General features: G+C 52.6%; 14 protein-coding genes. 12 read left to right on the forward strand and 2 right to left on the reverse strand.

Annotated elements, in window-relative coordinates; all coding sequences use genetic code 11:
- The first annotated feature begins 148 nt into the window (after positions 1-148).
- The 5 genes from nirB (at position 149) to ACJJJA_RS19365 (ending at position 7,417) form a co-directional block, all read left to right on the forward strand.
- Positions 149-2,686 carry a nitrite reductase large subunit NirB gene (nirB, locus tag ACJJJA_RS19345; RefSeq protein ID WP_444903097.1) on the forward strand — a complete coding sequence of 846 codons (2,538 nt, stop codon included), beginning with the start codon at positions 149-151 and terminating at the stop codon, positions 2,684-2,686.
- Positions 2,687-2,764: 78 nt separating this feature from the next.
- Entirely contained in the window at positions 2,765-3,193 is a 429-nt protein-coding gene (nirD, locus tag ACJJJA_RS19350; protein ID WP_444903098.1) for a nitrite reductase small subunit NirD, read from the forward strand.
- 12 nt (positions 3,194-3,205) lie between these two features.
- Positions 3,206-5,968 carry a nitrate reductase gene (locus ACJJJA_RS19355; protein ID WP_444903099.1) on the forward strand — a complete coding sequence of 921 codons (2,763 nt, stop codon included), beginning with the start codon at positions 3,206-3,208 and terminating at the stop codon, positions 5,966-5,968.
- A gap of 275 nt (positions 5,969-6,243) precedes the next feature.
- Positions 6,244-6,657 (forward strand): VOC family protein, encoded by a 414-nt coding sequence (locus tag ACJJJA_RS19360; protein WP_252083209.1) that lies wholly within the window; start codon positions 6,244-6,246, stop codon positions 6,655-6,657.
- A gap of 34 nt (positions 6,658-6,691) precedes the next feature.
- Positions 6,692-7,417 (forward strand): dienelactone hydrolase family protein, encoded by a 726-nt coding sequence (locus tag ACJJJA_RS19365; RefSeq protein WP_444903100.1) that lies wholly within the window; start codon positions 6,692-6,694, stop codon positions 7,415-7,417.
- 52 nt (positions 7,418-7,469) lie between these two features.
- Here ACJJJA_RS19365 and soxR read toward each other — a convergent pair whose 3' ends face one another.
- Positions 7,470-7,958 carry a redox-sensitive transcriptional activator SoxR gene (gene soxR, locus ACJJJA_RS19370; protein ID WP_444889479.1) on the reverse strand — a complete coding sequence of 163 codons (489 nt, stop codon included), beginning with the start codon at positions 7,956-7,958 and terminating at the stop codon, positions 7,470-7,472.
- 83 nt (positions 7,959-8,041) lie between these two features.
- On the opposite strand from soxR, the gene ACJJJA_RS19375 reads away from it, so the two are divergent.
- The 5 genes from ACJJJA_RS19375 to ACJJJA_RS19395 all read left to right on the forward strand — a co-directional run bounded on the left by ACJJJA_RS19375 (position 8,042) and on the right by ACJJJA_RS19395 (position 11,677).
- The gene (locus ACJJJA_RS19375) at positions 8,042-8,224 is read left to right on the forward strand and encodes a hypothetical protein (protein WP_444903101.1); all 183 of its coding nucleotides are present in this window, start codon (positions 8,042-8,044) and stop codon (positions 8,222-8,224) included.
- 153 nt (positions 8,225-8,377) lie between these two features.
- Entirely contained in the window at positions 8,378-9,448 is a 1,071-nt protein-coding gene (locus tag ACJJJA_RS19380) for an MFS transporter (RefSeq protein WP_444905264.1), read from the forward strand.
- 62 nt (positions 9,449-9,510) lie between these two features.
- Entirely contained in the window at positions 9,511-10,473 is a 963-nt protein-coding gene (locus ACJJJA_RS19385; protein WP_444887123.1) for an ABC transporter ATP-binding protein, read from the forward strand.
- On the forward strand, positions 10,473-11,234 hold the full coding sequence (locus tag ACJJJA_RS19390; RefSeq protein WP_252083213.1) for an ABC transporter permease: 762 nt from the start codon (positions 10,473-10,475) through the stop codon (positions 11,232-11,234). The genes ACJJJA_RS19385 and ACJJJA_RS19390 overlap by 1 nt, the downstream gene beginning before the upstream one ends.
- A gap of 17 nt (positions 11,235-11,251) precedes the next feature.
- The gene (locus ACJJJA_RS19395) at positions 11,252-11,677 is read left to right on the forward strand and encodes a GFA family protein (RefSeq protein WP_444903102.1); all 426 of its coding nucleotides are present in this window, start codon (positions 11,252-11,254) and stop codon (positions 11,675-11,677) included.
- Positions 11,678-11,688: 11 nt separating this feature from the next.
- Here ACJJJA_RS19395 and ACJJJA_RS19400 read toward each other — a convergent pair whose 3' ends face one another.
- The gene (locus ACJJJA_RS19400; protein WP_444903103.1) at positions 11,689-12,321 is read right to left on the reverse strand and encodes a TetR/AcrR family transcriptional regulator; all 633 of its coding nucleotides are present in this window, start codon (positions 12,319-12,321) and stop codon (positions 11,689-11,691) included.
- 134 nt (positions 12,322-12,455) lie between these two features.
- On the opposite strand from ACJJJA_RS19400, the gene ACJJJA_RS19405 reads away from it, so the two are divergent.
- Together ACJJJA_RS19405 and ACJJJA_RS19410 are read left to right on the forward strand one after the other, a co-directional pair.
- A complete protein-coding gene (locus ACJJJA_RS19405; RefSeq protein ID WP_444887125.1) occupies positions 12,456-13,574 on the forward strand; it encodes an efflux RND transporter periplasmic adaptor subunit in 1,119 nt (372 codons plus the stop codon).
- 111 nt (positions 13,575-13,685) lie between these two features.
- On the forward strand, positions 13,686-16,796 hold the full coding sequence (locus ACJJJA_RS19410; RefSeq protein ID WP_444903104.1) for an efflux RND transporter permease subunit: 3,111 nt from the start codon (positions 13,686-13,688) through the stop codon (positions 16,794-16,796).
- Positions 16,797-16,854 lie beyond the last annotated feature (58 nt).

Consider the following 16,854-nt stretch of genomic DNA (forward strand, 5'->3'; position numbering starts at 1 on the left):
ATGAAGATTGAATGTATTTATTAACCAACAAAATTATCCCCCAATTCGAGGCAACGGCGCCTGTACTCTTCGGCAGAAGAGGAGGCGCCCTTGTCATATCATCCGCCCCTCCTGCCAAGAGAATCGCTTCTAGATGGCAGGAATATCAATGACTGAAAAGACAAAAAAGCAAAAGCTGGTTGTGATTGGTAACGGCATGGTCGGGCACCACTTTCTTGAGCAGCTGGCAGAAAAAAATGAAAGCAACGGTTTTATCGTCACAGTCTTTTGTGCGGAAAACAGACCTGCTTATGATCGAGTACATCTATCCGAATACTTCGCTGGGTGCAGTGCGGAAGATTTGGCTATGGGTCATATTGAGCAATATCGACAATGGGGTTTTGAGCTAGAGCTCAACAATCCGATAGCTTCCATCGATCGCGAAAAGCAAACTGTTACCACCCAGACTGGAAGCTTACATAGATATGATCAATTGGTCCTCGCTACTGGCTCCTATCCTTTTGTGCCCCCCATCCCAGGGCATCAACACGAGCGCTGCTTTGTCTACCGCACCATCGAAGATTTGAATGCGATTCGCGCAGCTGCGTCTAACGCGCAAAGTGGCGTCGTTGTCGGTGGTGGCCTGCTCGGTTTGGAAGCGGCAAACGCCTTGAAAACCTTAGGGCTTGACGCCCATGTGGTGGAATTTGCTCCAGGACTGATGTCCACTCAGCTTGATGAGGGCGGCTCCAATTTACTGCGAAAAAAAATCGAGGCCCTTGGCGTTACTGTACATACCAGCCGAGCTACCGAACTTATTACAGACGCTGACGGCCGCTTGTGTATGCAATTTAAAGGGGGGGACGAACTGATTACCGATATGATCGTGTTCTCTGCAGGAATTCGCCCTCAAGATGAGCTGGCAAAATCCTCAGGGCTGCAAGTCGGTGAGCGAGGAGGTATTGTCATCGACAACCGTTGTCGTACATCAGACCCCAACATTTTTGCCATCGGTGAGTGCGCTCTCTATGAGGGGCAAATTTTTGGCCTGGTGGCTCCAGGCTACAGTATGGCTCGCACCACCGTCGCACAGCTCACCGGTATGGAGACGTTTTTTAATGGTGCCGATATGAGCACTAAATTAAAGCTTCTCGGTGTGCAGGTTGGCTCTATTGGCGATGCTCACGGCCGCAGCGAAGGCGCTGCAACGATTACTTTTGTCGATGAGCAGAGCGGCGTGTACAAGCGTATGATAACCGATGCTACAGGCCAGAAACTGCTCGGCGCTGTACTGGTTGGTGATACTGGGGATTACGATACTCTTCTGCAATATCATCTCAATGATATCGACCTGCCAGAGCACCCGGAACAACTGATTCTTCCCTCAACTGACGGAGCGGAATCACTCCTTGGTGCTTCCGCTCTCCCCACTAATGCTACCGTGTGCTCCTGTTATAACGTGAGTAAAGGGCAAATTCTGGATGTTGTACATGGCGGCTGTCATACCTTGGCTGAAGTGAAGGATGCCACTAAGGCATCCACGGGTTGTGGTGGTTGTGCCGCATTGCTGAAGGATATCGTCGATAGTGAATTAGCCGCTCTGGGAATGGAGGTCAACAATCATCTCTGTACACACTTCCCCTATAGTCGCCAAGAGTTGTTCCACATTATTCAGGTGGAGGAAATTAAAACCTTCGATGATCTCCTTCAAAAGCATGGTAGCGGCAAGGGCTGCGAAGTGTGTAAACCCACCGCCGCCTCTATTTTCGCCTCCCTATGGAATGAACATATCTTGGAGCAAGCCCACGTTGGCCTGCAGGATACCAATGATACGTTTATGGCGAATATGCAGAAAAATGGTAGCTACTCTGTAGTACCGCGTATTCCCGGTGGAGAAATCACCCCGGAAAAGCTCATCGTGATTGGCGATGTTGCCAAACGCTATAACCTCTACACCAAAATTACCGGTGGCCAGCGTATCGATTTGTTTGGCGCACGCCTGGAACAACTGCCGGAAATTTGGCGGGAACTCATTGATGCGGGATTTGAAACCGGCCATGCCTATGGCAAATCTCTGCGCACGGTAAAGTCCTGTGTAGGTAGTACTTGGTGCCGCTTTGGTGTGCAGGACAGTGTTTCCATGGCCCTGCGAGTAGAAAACCGTTACAAGGGGCTTCGTTCCCCACACAAAATAAAGATGGCTGTATCGGGCTGTACACGCGAGTGCGCCGAGGCGCAGAGCAAGGATGTGGGCGTTATCGCCACAGAAAAAGGCTGGAACTTATTTGTTGCCGGCAATGGCGGCATGCGCCCGCGCCACGCCGATCTATTCGCTACCGACCTGGATGATGAAACCCTGATTCGCTATATCGATCGTTTCCTGATGTTCTATGTGCGTACTGCCGATAAATTGCAGCGCACCTCGGTATGGCTGGAAAGCCTTGATGGCGGACTCGACTATCTACGTGAAGTCATTATCGATGACAAATTGGGAATCTGTACCGAGCTGGAAATCCAGATGGAACGCGTTGTCGATAGTTATCAGTGTGAATGGAAGTCCGCAATCAACGATCCGGAAAAACTTAAACGATTTCGTCAGTTTGTTAACAGCAATGAGAGCGATGACAATATTATTTTCGTCAAGGAGCGCGGCCAGCCCCGTCCCGCAACTATTGAAGAAATAATAGAAACTGCGGAATCTGCATAGAGACAATCCTATACATTTAATTTATGAAAATTTAATTTCAATTGCTGATTTTTCTCTTAATCCCGCAAGGAAATTGTTATGCACCAAGCCAGCGCCAGACAAAGCTCACTTACATCCAATGCCATAACCCACCCCCATTGGCTGCCGATCTGCCAAAGATCAGATTTAGTCAGCAACTCCGGGGTGTGTGCCCTTTGGGGCGATACCTCCTCAGAAAAAACGAACTATCTAGCAAAACCTGAGAGGAAAGGTATCGCCCTATTTTTTTTACCGGGGCAAGAGCGACAACTTTACGCCGTTGACAACTGGGACCCGATCGCACAAGCTGGCATTATTTCACGGGGAATAATCGCAGAACTGGATGGTGAATTAACTATTGCCTCACCACTTTATAAACATCACTTTCGCCTTGAAGATGGCGTTTGTATGGAAGACGGCAATATCCAGCTTGCCACTTACCCTTTAGCATTTAATGGAAATACCGTTTATATCGGTTGTGATAAATAAGCAAGAATAATAATGGCAGTAAAGGAATACCTAAGCACCCAGCGTTCCTGCACTACCTGCCCCTATTGTGGGGTCGGCTGTGGAGTAACTATTAACAAGGAAAAGCGGCAAAGTACTTCTGTAATTTCCGCCACAGGTGATAAACAGCACCCCTCTAATTTTGGCCGTTTGTGTGTTAAGGGCTCAGCCCTTGGGGAGACACTCGGTGAGCATGGGAGACTCTTACGCCCACATTTGCATGGCGAAGCCTGTGACTGGGATACCGCTATGTCTTATGTGGCCAATGAATTCGCCCGCAATATTCACGAGCACGGCCCGAATTCAGTAGCTTTTTACCTTTCTGGGCAACTCCTTACTGAAGACTATTATGTTGCTAATAAATTAATGAAGGGGTTTATTGGCAGCGCCAATATTGATACCAATTCACGCCTTTGCATGTCCTCAGCCGTAGCAGGATACAAGCGCGCCCTGGGTGCAGATGCCGTGCCCTGTTGTTATGAGGATCTGGAAGAGGCAGACCTTATTGTTTTAATAGGCTCTAATGCCGCTTGGACCCACCCGATACTGTTCCAGCGTATGCAGGCAGGCAAGGCCAAAATAGTAGTGGTTGATCCGCGAGCTAGCGCTACCAGCGAGATGGCCGATCTGCACTTGGCGATAAATCCCGGCAGCGACGCAGCACTGTTTAATGGTCTGCTTAATTTCCTCGCCCAGCACAACCGCCTCAATCACCACTATATTCAGCATCATACCCAAGGCTTTGAGCTGGCTCTGGAAGTGGCCCAGCATTGGTCCCTACAGCAAACGGCACTGAGTTGTGGTGTACCTGCAGAAAAGTTATTAGCTTTCTTCCGTTTGTTTGCCGAAACGGAAAAAACACTCAGCTTCTACTCCCAGGGGGTTAATCAATCCAGTAGCGGCACAGACAAAAACAACGCAATCATTAACTGCCACCTGGCAACAGGTCGCATTGGCCAGATTGGAGCTGGTCCTTTCTCTATTACTGGCCAGCCCAACGCGATGGGGGGACGCGAAGTAGGCGGCCTGGCCAATATGCTCGCCGCCCACATGGAGTTTAAAGAGAGTGATATTGATCGGGTGCGGCGCTTCTGGGATGCTCCCAATATGGCACTGGCCCCCGGTCTAAAGGCGGTGGATATGTTCCATGCAGTGGAGACCGGCCAGATCAAAGCAATCTGGATTATGGCCACTAATCCCGCGGTGAGTATGCCTGAAGCAGAGAGGGTGACTGAGGCACTACGTAAATGTCCGCTGGTGATTGTTTCCGATTGCATCGCCGATACCGATACCGCCCGCTGCGCCGATGTACTACTGCCGGCCACCGGCTGGGGAGAGAAAAATGGCACAGTTACCAATGCAGAGCGGCGTATTTCCCGGCAGCGCACTTTTATCGATCCCACTGGAGAGGCGCGTCACGACTGGCAGGCTATCTGTGATTTGGCCAACCGCCTAGGGTTCCGCGAGCAGTTTAACTTTGCCCATCCCGCAGATATCTTTCGAGAACATGCACAATTGTCAGGTTTCGAAAATAACGGCAGTCGCGCCTTTGATATCTCACTCTTTAGTAATATCGAGCAAAATGAATACGATGCGCTTCAGCCAGTACAGTGGCCGGTAAATCGGGAAAATCCCCAGGGTAGTGCACGATTATTTGGCAACGGAAAATTTTTCACTGAAACTGGTCGAGCCAATTTTATTGCTGTCAAGCCGCGTACACCCCAGCAACAAATAAGCCCTAGTTATCCCCTATGGCTAAACAGCGGCCGCATACGTGACCAATGGCACACCATGACCCGTACCGGCCGCGCGCGGAAATTGCTGGATCACAGTGAGATTGCCGAAATTCAGATAAACCCCAGAGACGCGCGTAAATACGGTATAGACGAGGGCGTGTTGGTAGAGTTACACAGTGCCCAGGGTAGAATGTGCGGACGTGCGGTATTAAACAGTGGCCAAAAACCCGGTGAGCTATTCGCTCCTATTCATTGGAGTCAGACCTTGGCCCAAGAGTCTAAGGTCAGCGCCCTTGCCGGGGCAGAGGTAGACCCAATTTCCGGTCAGCCCGAATTCAAACAGGTACCGGTTCAGCTGAAAGCCCTCGCCTGTAAGAGCTTTATCACCCTTATTTGCCCGGAACCACTGGCACAAAACCTTTGGCGATGGCTACAGACCCATATGGAAGAAAATCTACTGCACTGGTATCGAGTGCCCTGTCAAAATGGATATCGCTTTGAGTTGGCGCTCAGCGCCCCTTTGGATGGTCGCCAACTGGGTGCCCAATTACTACAAAAAAATCCAGATATACGCTGGCAGCAAATAGAGACCTTAAATAGCCAGCGTTGGCTCGCTTATAGCGAACAAATAGAGCTGCTTATTTTTTCCAGTAATGATTGGCAGACACTTCCTGATCGACGCACCCTGGAACGCTACCTACAACTGGAATTACCTGAAAATCCTGCCCTGTTTCTCCAGGCAATTCCACCAGGTGAGCGCATAGTATGCACCTGTATGCAGGTTTCACGTCCACAGATTGAAAAAGCAATCAACCAGGGGGTCAATTCCATTGATGCGCTGGGTGACGCCCTGGGTTGCGGGACCCGCTGTGGTTCCTGCAAGCCAGAGATTTCCCAGCTGTTGCGCACGAGACTGCAGCATAATGCACAGAACCACGCAGTTGCGGCGGTGCTGGAAACAGAGATTGTCAGATCGGCAAAAAGTCTGCGTGAGAAATTTGATAAGGTTTATAGCGCTTAAGACTAATATTGTTCGATAAATTCATATCCAAATGCGCGGATTGCGGTTTTCTCAACCAGCACTCCGCGCAAAGGCATAGCACTAGTCGCAATACACGCCCCACCTGGCCCATAAAGCCTCACACCCCCTACACTTAGAGCCGTTAATACACTGGCGCAGATATTTGGATCAAAGGTTTCAATCACAGCCATTATTGGCTTTTAGCAGCGGTGGCGGTTATTTGTATTATTTTTTATTCGCCAGATTAGCGCCCACCACAATTATAAGGAATTCCAGTGTTCAAAATTCAACATATTGACCATGTAGTGCTGAGGGTTAAATCCCTGGCTGCAATGCGCGATTTTTATGAAGGAGCCCTCGGCTGCACCATGGAGCGAGAGAATAAGGAATTGGGTCTCTATCAGTTGCGCGCAGGGCACTCATTGATCGATCTGGTTCCAGTTGATCAAGGCATCGGTCGCGAGGGTGGTACAGCCCCAGGCATAGAGGGGCGTAATTTACATCATTTCTGTTTGCGTATAGACCCTTTCGAAGCCGATAAAATCATTGCTTATTTGAAGGGGAAAAATATTGAACCCTCCGCGCCACAACAGCGCTACGGTGCCGAAGGCATGGGCCCATCAATTTATATTTATGATCCCGAGCAAAATTTAGTGGAACTCAAAGGCCCCCCCAAATTATTGAAATAACAGTATCCATCATTCGCCAGAGAGACATGCAACGATGAAAACCGAAGTGATCGAATATGCGGTAGATGGCAAGTCCTATAGCGGCTATCTCGCCTGGGACGACACAACTCAAAAAAAACGTCCCGGCGTTATGCTGGTTCACGAATGGTGGGGTCACAATGCCTTTGTACGCGAGCAGGCGGAAAGGCTCGCCGGGCAGGGTTACTGTGCATTTGCCGTGGATATGTTTGGTAGTGGCAAGCAAACTGATGATCCCGCTGAAGCCCAGCAGTATCGCGATGAGGCACTTGAGAATCCTGTATCCCTCGAGGCATGTTTCCGCACCGCACTCACCCTGCTTCAACAGCATAAAGTTGTCGAGGAAACTCAAGTCGCAGCTCAGGGCTATTGCTTTGGTGGTGGCGTAGCCTTGACCATGGCACGCCTCGGTGTGGAATTACGTGGGATAGTTAGCTACCACGGAGCCCTGGCCAGCGAGGTTCGTACCAAAAAAGGGGGAGTCCAAGCGGAATTATTGGTTTACACCGGTGGTGCCGATAGCATGATCCCACCGCAACAGGTCGGCGCTTTTGTGGCGGAGATGCAGGAGGCCGAGGCCAAATTTACCCTGGTGAGCTACCCCGGCGTATTGCACGGCTTCACCAATCCTGTTGCAACTGAGCGCGGGCAGAAATTTGGTCTGCCGCTGGCCTATAACCAGGAAGCCGCGCAGGACGCATGGCTGGGCACTCTGGATTTTTATCGGAAAATTTTCCAGTAGTTTCAATCAAATATCTCAGGGGCCGAATAGTTCACCCCGCAAAAATACTCCGCTACTTGCCAATATCCAGATAGCGCGCCCCAGCCCCCTGCTCTGCAGCTTGGTCCCCTGGATTGCGGAGCGGGCAGCTCTCCATGGAAAGACAGCCGCAGCCGATACAGCCTTCCAAACGGTCGCGCAGCTGGGTCAGCTGGCGAATGCGTTGGTCCAGTTCCTCACGCCAGCCGGCGGAAAGCTTGGCCCAATCCTTCGCGGTGGGTGTACGCCCATCAGGAAGATTAGACAGGGCCTCGCGAATTTCGGCGAGGGGAATACCAGTGCTCTGTGCCACCTTGATAATGGCCACACGTCGCAATACGTCCCGCGAGTAACGCCGCTGATTGCCGCTGGTGCGCCAGCTGCTGATCAGCCCTTTACTTTCATAAAAATGCAGCGCACTCACCGCCACATCACTACGCTCTGCAACCTCACCTACGGTCATCTCACGACGGCATTTCTTGTTTCCACAAACCGACTCTTTCTTTTCACTGGTATCAGACATCAGATGTCTCCGACAACTATTGACCTCAATATTACTTGAGGTTTTACACTGCGCAGCATTCCATTGCAAGCCCAGGGAGAATCATGATGAACCGTAACAGCAAACAAACCTACCCAGTCACAGAAATACCGGCTACAACTGCCACTTCCCTTTTAGTGGCAGCACAAAGTCAAAGTATCAGCCTGGCGGTGCAAGAGGGGCTATGCCAACCAATCACCTCCATGAGCGTAGAGAATAGAGAAACCGATAGCGGAGGGCGCCGGTGATACTTAACAGCGCAGCACCAACCCGCGAAGTGGCGGAATCAGCTATACCGGTGCCGATGCGATTCACATTGCTGTGCCTGGCGGCGCTCACAATTATGTCTGGTGCCACCATAGCGCCATCCTTACCGGCGCTGGAGGCACATTTTGCCCAGCATGAAGATTGCCCTGCTCAGTCGCCTGATTTTGAGCCTACCGGCATTAATGATCGCTCTATTTGCACCTATCGCCGGGTTTATATCCGACCATTATGGTCGCAGGAAATTGCTGTTACTGGCGGTAACTGTTTACGCCCTGGCCGGCATCTCTGCACTGTTACAGGAAAGCTTGGTGGGACTTTTGGCCAGTCGCATCCTTCTGGGAATTGCAGTGGCGGGCACAATGACTTCAGTCACCGCCCTGGTAGGTGACTATTTCAGCCCCATTCAAAGGCAAACCTATATGAGTCAGCAGGGCGCCTTTATCAGCCTCGGCGGAGTTGTCTTCCTTTTGGCCGGTGGACTCTTGGCAGATTTACATTGGCGCGCGCCCTTTGCCATTTACGCAGTGGCACTACTACTAATCCCTGCCGTGTTGCGTTTTCTGCCAGAACCTACACGCAATAGTATTGAACCACTCCCCAACAATGTCACGAATGGAAATCCCGATTGGCCAGCATTCGCCTTGTTGCTGGGTGCAGCCTTACTAAACAGTCTTATCTTTTTCCTGATTCCCACACAGCTCCCATTCCTGCTAAAAGAGATTGGAGCAGACACCCCCAGCCTCGCGGGCATTGCCATTGCTGCCAGCAATTTAATGGGTGCCCTGGCTTCACTGGTTTTCTACCCTCTGGCACGTAACTACTTGGGAAAAAGTGGCGTTTTTGTGTTAGGTTTTACTGTTATGGCCTTTGGTATGGGGCTGATCGCCGAGGCAGATTCATTTAATGCAATAATAATGGCCACCGCGATTTACGGCTGCGGTATGGGGACATTGATCCCCCATATTTTTGCCACCGGGCTGGAATCTGCCACTCCCAACATTCGTGGGCGAATATCTGGAGCTCTCGCCGCCAGTGTTTTTATCGGACAATTTATCTCACCATTTATCAGCCAGCCCTGGATAGAACGTTTTGGCCTCGCCAGTGGTTTTTCCGCAGCCAGCACTACGCTGCTACTTTTAGCCTCCCTGGCACTGCTCCTGCATTGGTTAAAACCGAAGCCCTCCGCAAAAATGTTTTTGCAGTAGGATCTATACACACTAAAAATATTTTGGCCGAGCCGCCTGCAAGGCCACGCTTAGGAGAGAAAGTGAAACCGATAATTTCTGTTAGAGGTCTCGACAAGACATATAGTGGTGGGTTTAACGCCCTAAAAAGTATTGACTTAGATATTCAACGGGGTGAGATCTTCGCACTGCTCGGCCCCAATGGTGCCGGCAAAACGACTCTGATCAGTATAATCTGTGGCATCGTCAATCCTGGTCAGGGCAACGTTACAGTCAATGGCTACGATATCCAACGTGATTACCGCCACGCACGGCGCGAAATTGGCTTGGTCCCCCAGGAAATTGCCACAGATTCCTTTGAGAGCGTGCTTGGCGCAATTCAATTTAGCCGCGGCTTGTTTGGCAAGCCGCCCAATCCCGCTTACCTGGAGAAAATCCTTCGACAGCTTTCCCTATGGGAAAAAAGAGACAACAAAATAGTCACCTTGTCCGGCGGTATGAAACGACGCCTGATGATCGCAAAGGCCTTATCTCATGAGCCCAGTGTGCTCTTCCTGGACGAACCCACCGCCGGGGTCGATGTGGAACTGCGCCAGGATATGTGGGGGATGGTGCGCGGCCTGCGCGACTCCGGCGTAACCGTTATTCTCACCACGCACTATATTGAAGAGGCGGAGGAGATGGCCGACCGGGTTGGTGTCATTAATCGCGGTGAATTAGTATTGGTTGAAGATAAAAAAACTTTGATGCAAAAAATGGGGGAAAAAGAGCTCAGCCTACAATTACCCACACCTCTGGAAACTATTCCTGACAGCCTCTCCGACCTGCCTCTGCGCCTCAACGGAGATGGTAGTGAACTCATCTATCGCTTCGATATCAAGAGTGAAAATACCGGTATTACGGAATTCCTTCGCCGCCTCACCTCTGCAAATATTGAATTTCGCGATTTATATACCAGGGAGAGTTCTCTCGAAGAAATATTTGTCAATCTGGTGCACTCTGCACAGCACCAAGGCGAGGAGCAACTCAGTGGGGAGGCACAATAATGAACTGGTATGGTATTGCGGCAATTTACAAATTTGAAATGTCACGGACTTGGCGCACATTGATACAAAGTGTCGCTTCTCCTGTACTCTCCACATCCCTGTACTTTATTGTTTTTGGTGCCGCTATCGGCTCGCGTATGGGAGACATCGAAGGTGTGAGCTACGGGGCCTTTATTATCCCAGGCTTGTTGATGTTGGCGCTTTTGGGAGAAAGTATTGCCAACGCCGCCTTCGGCATCTTTTTCCCGAAATTTTCAGGCACTATTTATGAAGTGCTATCGGCACCGGTATCCCCCTTTGAAATTGTCGCCGGCTATGTCGGCGCTGCGGCCAGCAAGTCAATTCTGCTCGGGCTACTAATCCTTCTCACCGCGCGATTTTTTGTGGACTATGAAATCCTTCATCCATTCTGGATGGTCACATTTCTGGTGCTAACCGCCGTTAGTTTTAGCTTGTTCGGCTTTATTATCGGCATCTGGGCCGATGACTTCCAAAAACTGCAAATTATTCCGCTAATGATTATTACCCCCTTAACCTTTCTCGGTGGGGCTTTTTATTCCATCAGTATGCTGCCGGAGTTCTGGCAAAAAGTGACTTTGTTTAATCCGGTGGTTTATCTGATCAGTGGTTTCCGCTGGGCATTCTACGGTGTGGCCGATGTAAACCTGGGCCTCAGCGTGGGAATGACATTACTCTTCCTTTTCCTATGCCTGGTAACAGTCTGGTGGATTTTCCGCACCGGTTACCGCATTAAAACCTGATCGGTGAGAGTTTAGGGATGGAGGAGTTTCACGAAGGTGGCTGTGCCTGTAGTGTTGTACGATTTCGCGCCACTGGCCAGCCTCGCCGAGTGAGCCTCTGTTCCTGTAGCTGGTGTCGGAAACGCACCGGTAGCTTAATAGGCGTATCAGTGTATTTCGAAAAAAACAATGTAGAGTTCATTCGAGGCAGGCTGAAAAGTCACCGGTTAATGTCCGATGCGGGCCGTTGGATAGAGTGCCAATTTTGTGGGCAATGCGGCAGCGCCCTCAGCTGGACACTGGAATTTCTCCCAGAGCTTCGCGGCCTAGCTGGGGGCGCCTTCGACGACCCGGTATTTATCCGACCAGAGCGTTACGTCTACTACCAAAACAAGCCGGGCTGGCTGGAAATAAGCGGCGATATCAACCGTTGCCCAGCGATGCCGGAAAACCCCAACCAGTAGCCAGTAGCTTGTCAGCGGTACCCCCGCATAAAAAGCGCCACTGCCTTACGCACCCGCTCGCGCCGCTCACCCTCGGCCTGTACCTTACAACAACCGATCAATACCCGCATGTGCCGGCAACCCAGCAGTATGCCCATAAAGTCCTCGGCGGCCTCGGCCGGGTCTGCCACCTGCAGCTTGCCCATCTCGGTTGCGCGGCGCAGCAACTGCTCAATATCTCGAAGGATGCGCTGGGGGCCCGCATCGAAAAACAACTGAGCAAGTTTTGATTCCTGCGCCGCCAGAGCACATAAAAGCCGTAACAGGCGGATACTATCCTCGCTATCCACCATGCTTAGAAAAGCCTGACCAATGCGCTCCAGTACTTCTGCCACCGAATCCCCCTCTTTCAGATCGAAAATGGGCAGGGGCATCATCATCTCGCAGCGGGAGGTAATCGCAGCACTGAACAGCGTCTCTTTATCGGAGAAATGGCTGTACACCGTCAGTTTCGATACGCCCGCAGCAGAGGCCACCGCATCCACACTGGTAGCGGCAAAGCCTTTGGTCAGAAACAGCTCTTTGGCTGCATCGAGAATGGCCTGGCGTTTGGCCAGATCCTTGGGACGCCCGCGCTGGGCGGCCATCTGAGTCTGTTCAGACATAGCACTCCATATACTGGACTCGCCAGTTTAATAAATTTACTATACTCGCTAGTATAACATTACCGGCCGCCCGGCCATGACTCGTCCACTTCCGGACTTACCTTGTCGCCTCGCCGCCGAGGAAGGGAGCCCCTATGTACCGATCGCTACTCTTCGCTGCCCTGTCGTTCAGCCTGCTGTTGTCCGCCTGCGCGCCATCAGAGTCCACCGAACAATTAGAAAAACCCCGCCCAGCGGTGATGGTCCAGCCACAAGTGGCCAGTGCCCAACAGGATTTTTATCCCGGCGAGGTGCGAGCCCGCTTCGAACCCGCTTTGGCCTTTCGCATCAGTGGCAAATTACAGCGGCGCCTGGTTAATGTAGGCGACCGTGTTGAGCAGGGCCAACCGCTGGCTGAACTGGATACCGAAGACCTGCTCCTACAACTGGATTCCGCACGCGCACGCCTCACCTCCGCCGTGGCAGACCAGCGCCTGGCCAGCAGCGAGCTGGGGCGCCACCGCAAACTATTGGAGCGCCAGCTGGTCAGCCAATCACAGTTCGATGCGGTGGAGACCCGTTTCGAAGCCAGCGATGCGCGCCTGCAACAAGCCAAGGCGCAATTAGACGTAGCGCGTAATCAAGCCGCCTATGCGGAATTGAAAGCTCCAGAGAGCGGTGTTATCGCCCGCCGCATGGCCGAGGCTGGCCAGGTTGTCGCCGCTGGTCAGGGGATTTTCGAACTTGCCGCCGACGGCGAACGCGAAGTGCGCATCGATTTACCGGAGCAGGCAATTAGCCATTTCCGTGTCGGCCAACCTTTGACCGTAGAACTCTGGTCGCAGCCCGGTAAATCCTTCCCCGCCCAGGTGAGGGAACTCTCCCCCGCCGCAGATCCGGTATCCCGCACCTTTGAAGCACGCGTGGCCTTTACCAATAAGACCACCGGCATTGAAATAGGTCAGAGCGCCCGAGTATTCGTGCCCAAAGCAGTGGCCACCGATGTTTTACAAGTACCCATGTCGGCAGTGAGCGCCGATAACGGCAAAGCCTTTGTCTGGGTACTGAACCGCGAACAACAAACCCTGCATAAAACCGAAGTCACCGTAGGTGCCTTCGGCCAAGAATTTGTACCGATTTTCTCTGGCCTGCGCGCCGATGATTGGATCGTTGCCGCTGGTACGCACCTGTTATTGGAGGGACAACAGATTCGTCCCGTGGACCGTATGAATCGCCCAATCGATCCGGACCGCGCGCTTGCCCAGCAGGACTAACTAAACACCACCCCAAAATAACAACTGGACTGAACGCTAAAACGCGCTCCGATGAAATTGCCGAAGCACTGTTAGTTCGATCAATCCGTGCTTCCATACAGAGAAATAACCATGGGCTTTAACCTTTCCGAATGGGCGCTGAAAAACCGCCCGCTGGTACTCTACGCCATGATCGTGCTGGGATTGCTGGGCGCTGCCTCCTACACACAACTTGGGCAAAGCGAAGACCCTCCCTTCACTTTCAAGGTAATGGTGATCAATACCCTTTGGCCCGGCGCCAGTGCCGAGGAGGTGTCCCGTCAAATTACCGAGCGGGTGGAGAAAAAACTGCTGGAGACTGGTGACTACCAGCGCATCTCCTCTTTCTCCCGTCCCGGCCAATCCCAGGTGTTGTTTGTCGCCCGCGACGATATGCACTCGCGCTACATCCCCGATCTCTGGTATCAGGTACGCAAAAAGGTCAGGGATATCCGCCACACCTTGCCACCGGATATCCAGGGCCCGTTTTTTAATGACGAATTCGGGACTACTTTCGGCAATATTTATGCGCTAACCGGCAGCGGTTTCGATTACGCCCTGATGAAAGACTATGCCGAGCGCCTGCAGTTGGCACTGCAGCGGGTCAAGAATGTGGGCAAGGTGGAATTACTGGGGCTGCAAGATGAAAAAATCTGGGTGGAAATTTCCAACACCAAGCTCGCCTCTCTGGGCATTCCCCTCAGTGCAGTGCAAAGCGCACTGCAGTCGCAAAATCAGGTCGCCGATGCGGGCTTTGTAGATACGGTGAGCGACCGCGTGCGCATTCGCGTTAGCGGTCAATTTCACTCGGTCGATGAAATACGCCGCTTTCCCATCACTGCCGGCGGGCGTACCCAGAGGCTGGGTGATATTGCCGAAGTACACCGCGGTTTCAGCGATCCTGCACAACCTCGCATGCGCTTTATGGGCGAGGACGCCATCGGCCTGGCCGTTTCCATGAAAGAAGGCGGTGATATCCTCAAGCTGGGCAAACAGCTGGACGCCACCTTTGCCGAGTTGCAGGAAGATCTGCCGATCGGCATGCAGTTACGCAAGGTGTCCGACCAACCCGCGGCGGTGAAACGCGGTGTGGGGGAATTCCTGCAAGTATTGGCGGAGGCACTGGGCATTGTCCTGCTGGTGAGTTTTTTCTCTCTCGGCAGCCGCCCCGGCTTGATCGTGGCGCTATCGATACCATTGGTGCTGGCCATGACTTTCGCACTGATGAATTACTTCAATATCGGCCTGCACAAGATTTCTCTGGGCGCCCTGGTACTCGCCCTTGGCCTGATGGTGGACGATGCCATTATCGCCGTGGAAATGATGGCCATTAAAATGGAGCAGGGGCTCAGTCGCCTGAAAGCCGCCGGCTTCGCCTGGACCAGTACCGCCTTCCCCATGCTCACCGGTACCTTAATCACCGCCGCCGGTTTCCTACCCATTGCCACGGCGGAATCCGGCACCGGGGAATACACCCGCTCAATCTTCCAGGTGGTCACACTTTCCCTGGTTGTCTCCTGGATTGCCGCAGTCATATTCGTGCCCTACCTGGGCCATTACCTTTTGCCCAATCTGGCTCGCCACAATCACAGTGGCGAGGTTCAAGACCCCTACCAGAAGCCCTTTTACCAGCGCTTCCGCCGCCTGATTACCTGGTGCCTGCGCCACCGCAAAGCTGTCATAGTGGCAACCCTGGCGATCTTTATTGGTTCCCTGGCACTTTTCCGCCTGGTGCCCCAGCAGTTCTTCCCTTCTTCCGGGCGCTTGGAACTGTTAGTCGATCTCAAGCTGGCCGAAGGCGCCTCGCTGAAGTCCACCGAGTACCAGGCCAAGCGATTGGAAACCCTGCTGGATAAAAATGACCTGGTAGAAAACTATGTGGTGTATGTGGGCACCGGCTCACCGCGTTTCTATCTGCCATTGGACCAGCAGTTACCCGCGGCCAGCTTTGCCCAGTTTGTAGTGATGACACGTAACGTAGAGGAGCGCGAGCAGGTACGCAGCTGGCTGATCGAAACCATGGAGGAGGAATTCCCCACTCTGCGCAGCCGGGTATCCCGCCTGGAAAATGGCCCACCGGTTGGCTATCCAGTGCAATTCCGCGTCTCTGGTGAGCATATTGGTGAAGTGCGCAGCCTGGCCCGCCAGGTTGCCGAGCGCGTGCGGGAAAATGCCAAGGTCACCAACGTCCACCTGGATTGGGAGGAACCGAGTAAAACCGTCAACCTGAATATCGATCAGGACCGCGCCCGCGCTATGGGCGTGAACAGTGCCTCGCTCTCCCGCGCCCTGCAAAGCTCACTCACCGGTATTACTGTTAGCCAATACCGCGAAGACAATGAGCTGATTGACGTGCGTGTGCGCGGCGACGAGCAGGAACGCTACGCCCTCAGCCAACTGGGTAACCTGGCGGTGCAAACCGACAGCAGCCGCAGTGTCCCCCTGAACCAAATTGCCACCCTGGAGTACGGCTTCGAGGAAGGGATTATCTGGCACCGCGATCGCCTGCCCACCGTCACAGTACGTGCCGATATTTATGGTGAAGAACTGCCCGCAACCGTGGTGAATGAAGTCTGGCCGCGCCTGCAGAACATTCGAGAGCAACTGCCACCGGGCTACCTTCTGGAAGTTGGTGGCAGTGTGGAGGAATCCGAGCGTGGACAAAAATCAGTGAATGCCGGTATGCCGCTATTTATCTTGGTGGTATTCACCTTGCTGATGCTGCAGCTGCGCAGCATGTCCCTTTCCACCATGGTCTTCCTCACCGCGCCTTTGGGACTGATCGGGGTTACCTTGTTCCTGCTGCTGTTCGGCAAACCCTTCGGTTTTGTCGCCATGCTCGGCACCATTGCCCTGGCCGGTATGATTATGCGCAACTCCGTCATTCTGGTGGATCAAATACAGCAGGATATCACCCAGGGCCTGAGTACCTGGGAGGCAATTATTGAGTCCACTGTGCGGCGTTTCCGCCCGATCGTTTTAACCGCTCTGACTGCGGTATTGGCGATGATTCCACTGTCGCGCAGTGACTTCTTCGGCCCCATGGCTGTCGCCATTATGGGAGGACTGATCGTTGCTACTGGCTTGACCCTGATCTTCCTGCCAGCCCTGTATGCAGCTTGGTTCCGAGTGCGAGAGGAGAAAACAGAGATAACCGTAGAGACTCCAAAGGAGTTAAATGGTGCTGAACCCCAAGCATCCTGATAACTACAGATGCTTTAATAGCCGGGCTCAAGAAAGCCCCTAAACAAAAAGGCCCAGA

It is taken from the genome of Microbulbifer mixtoriginis (SeqCode), assembly GCF_052466865.1.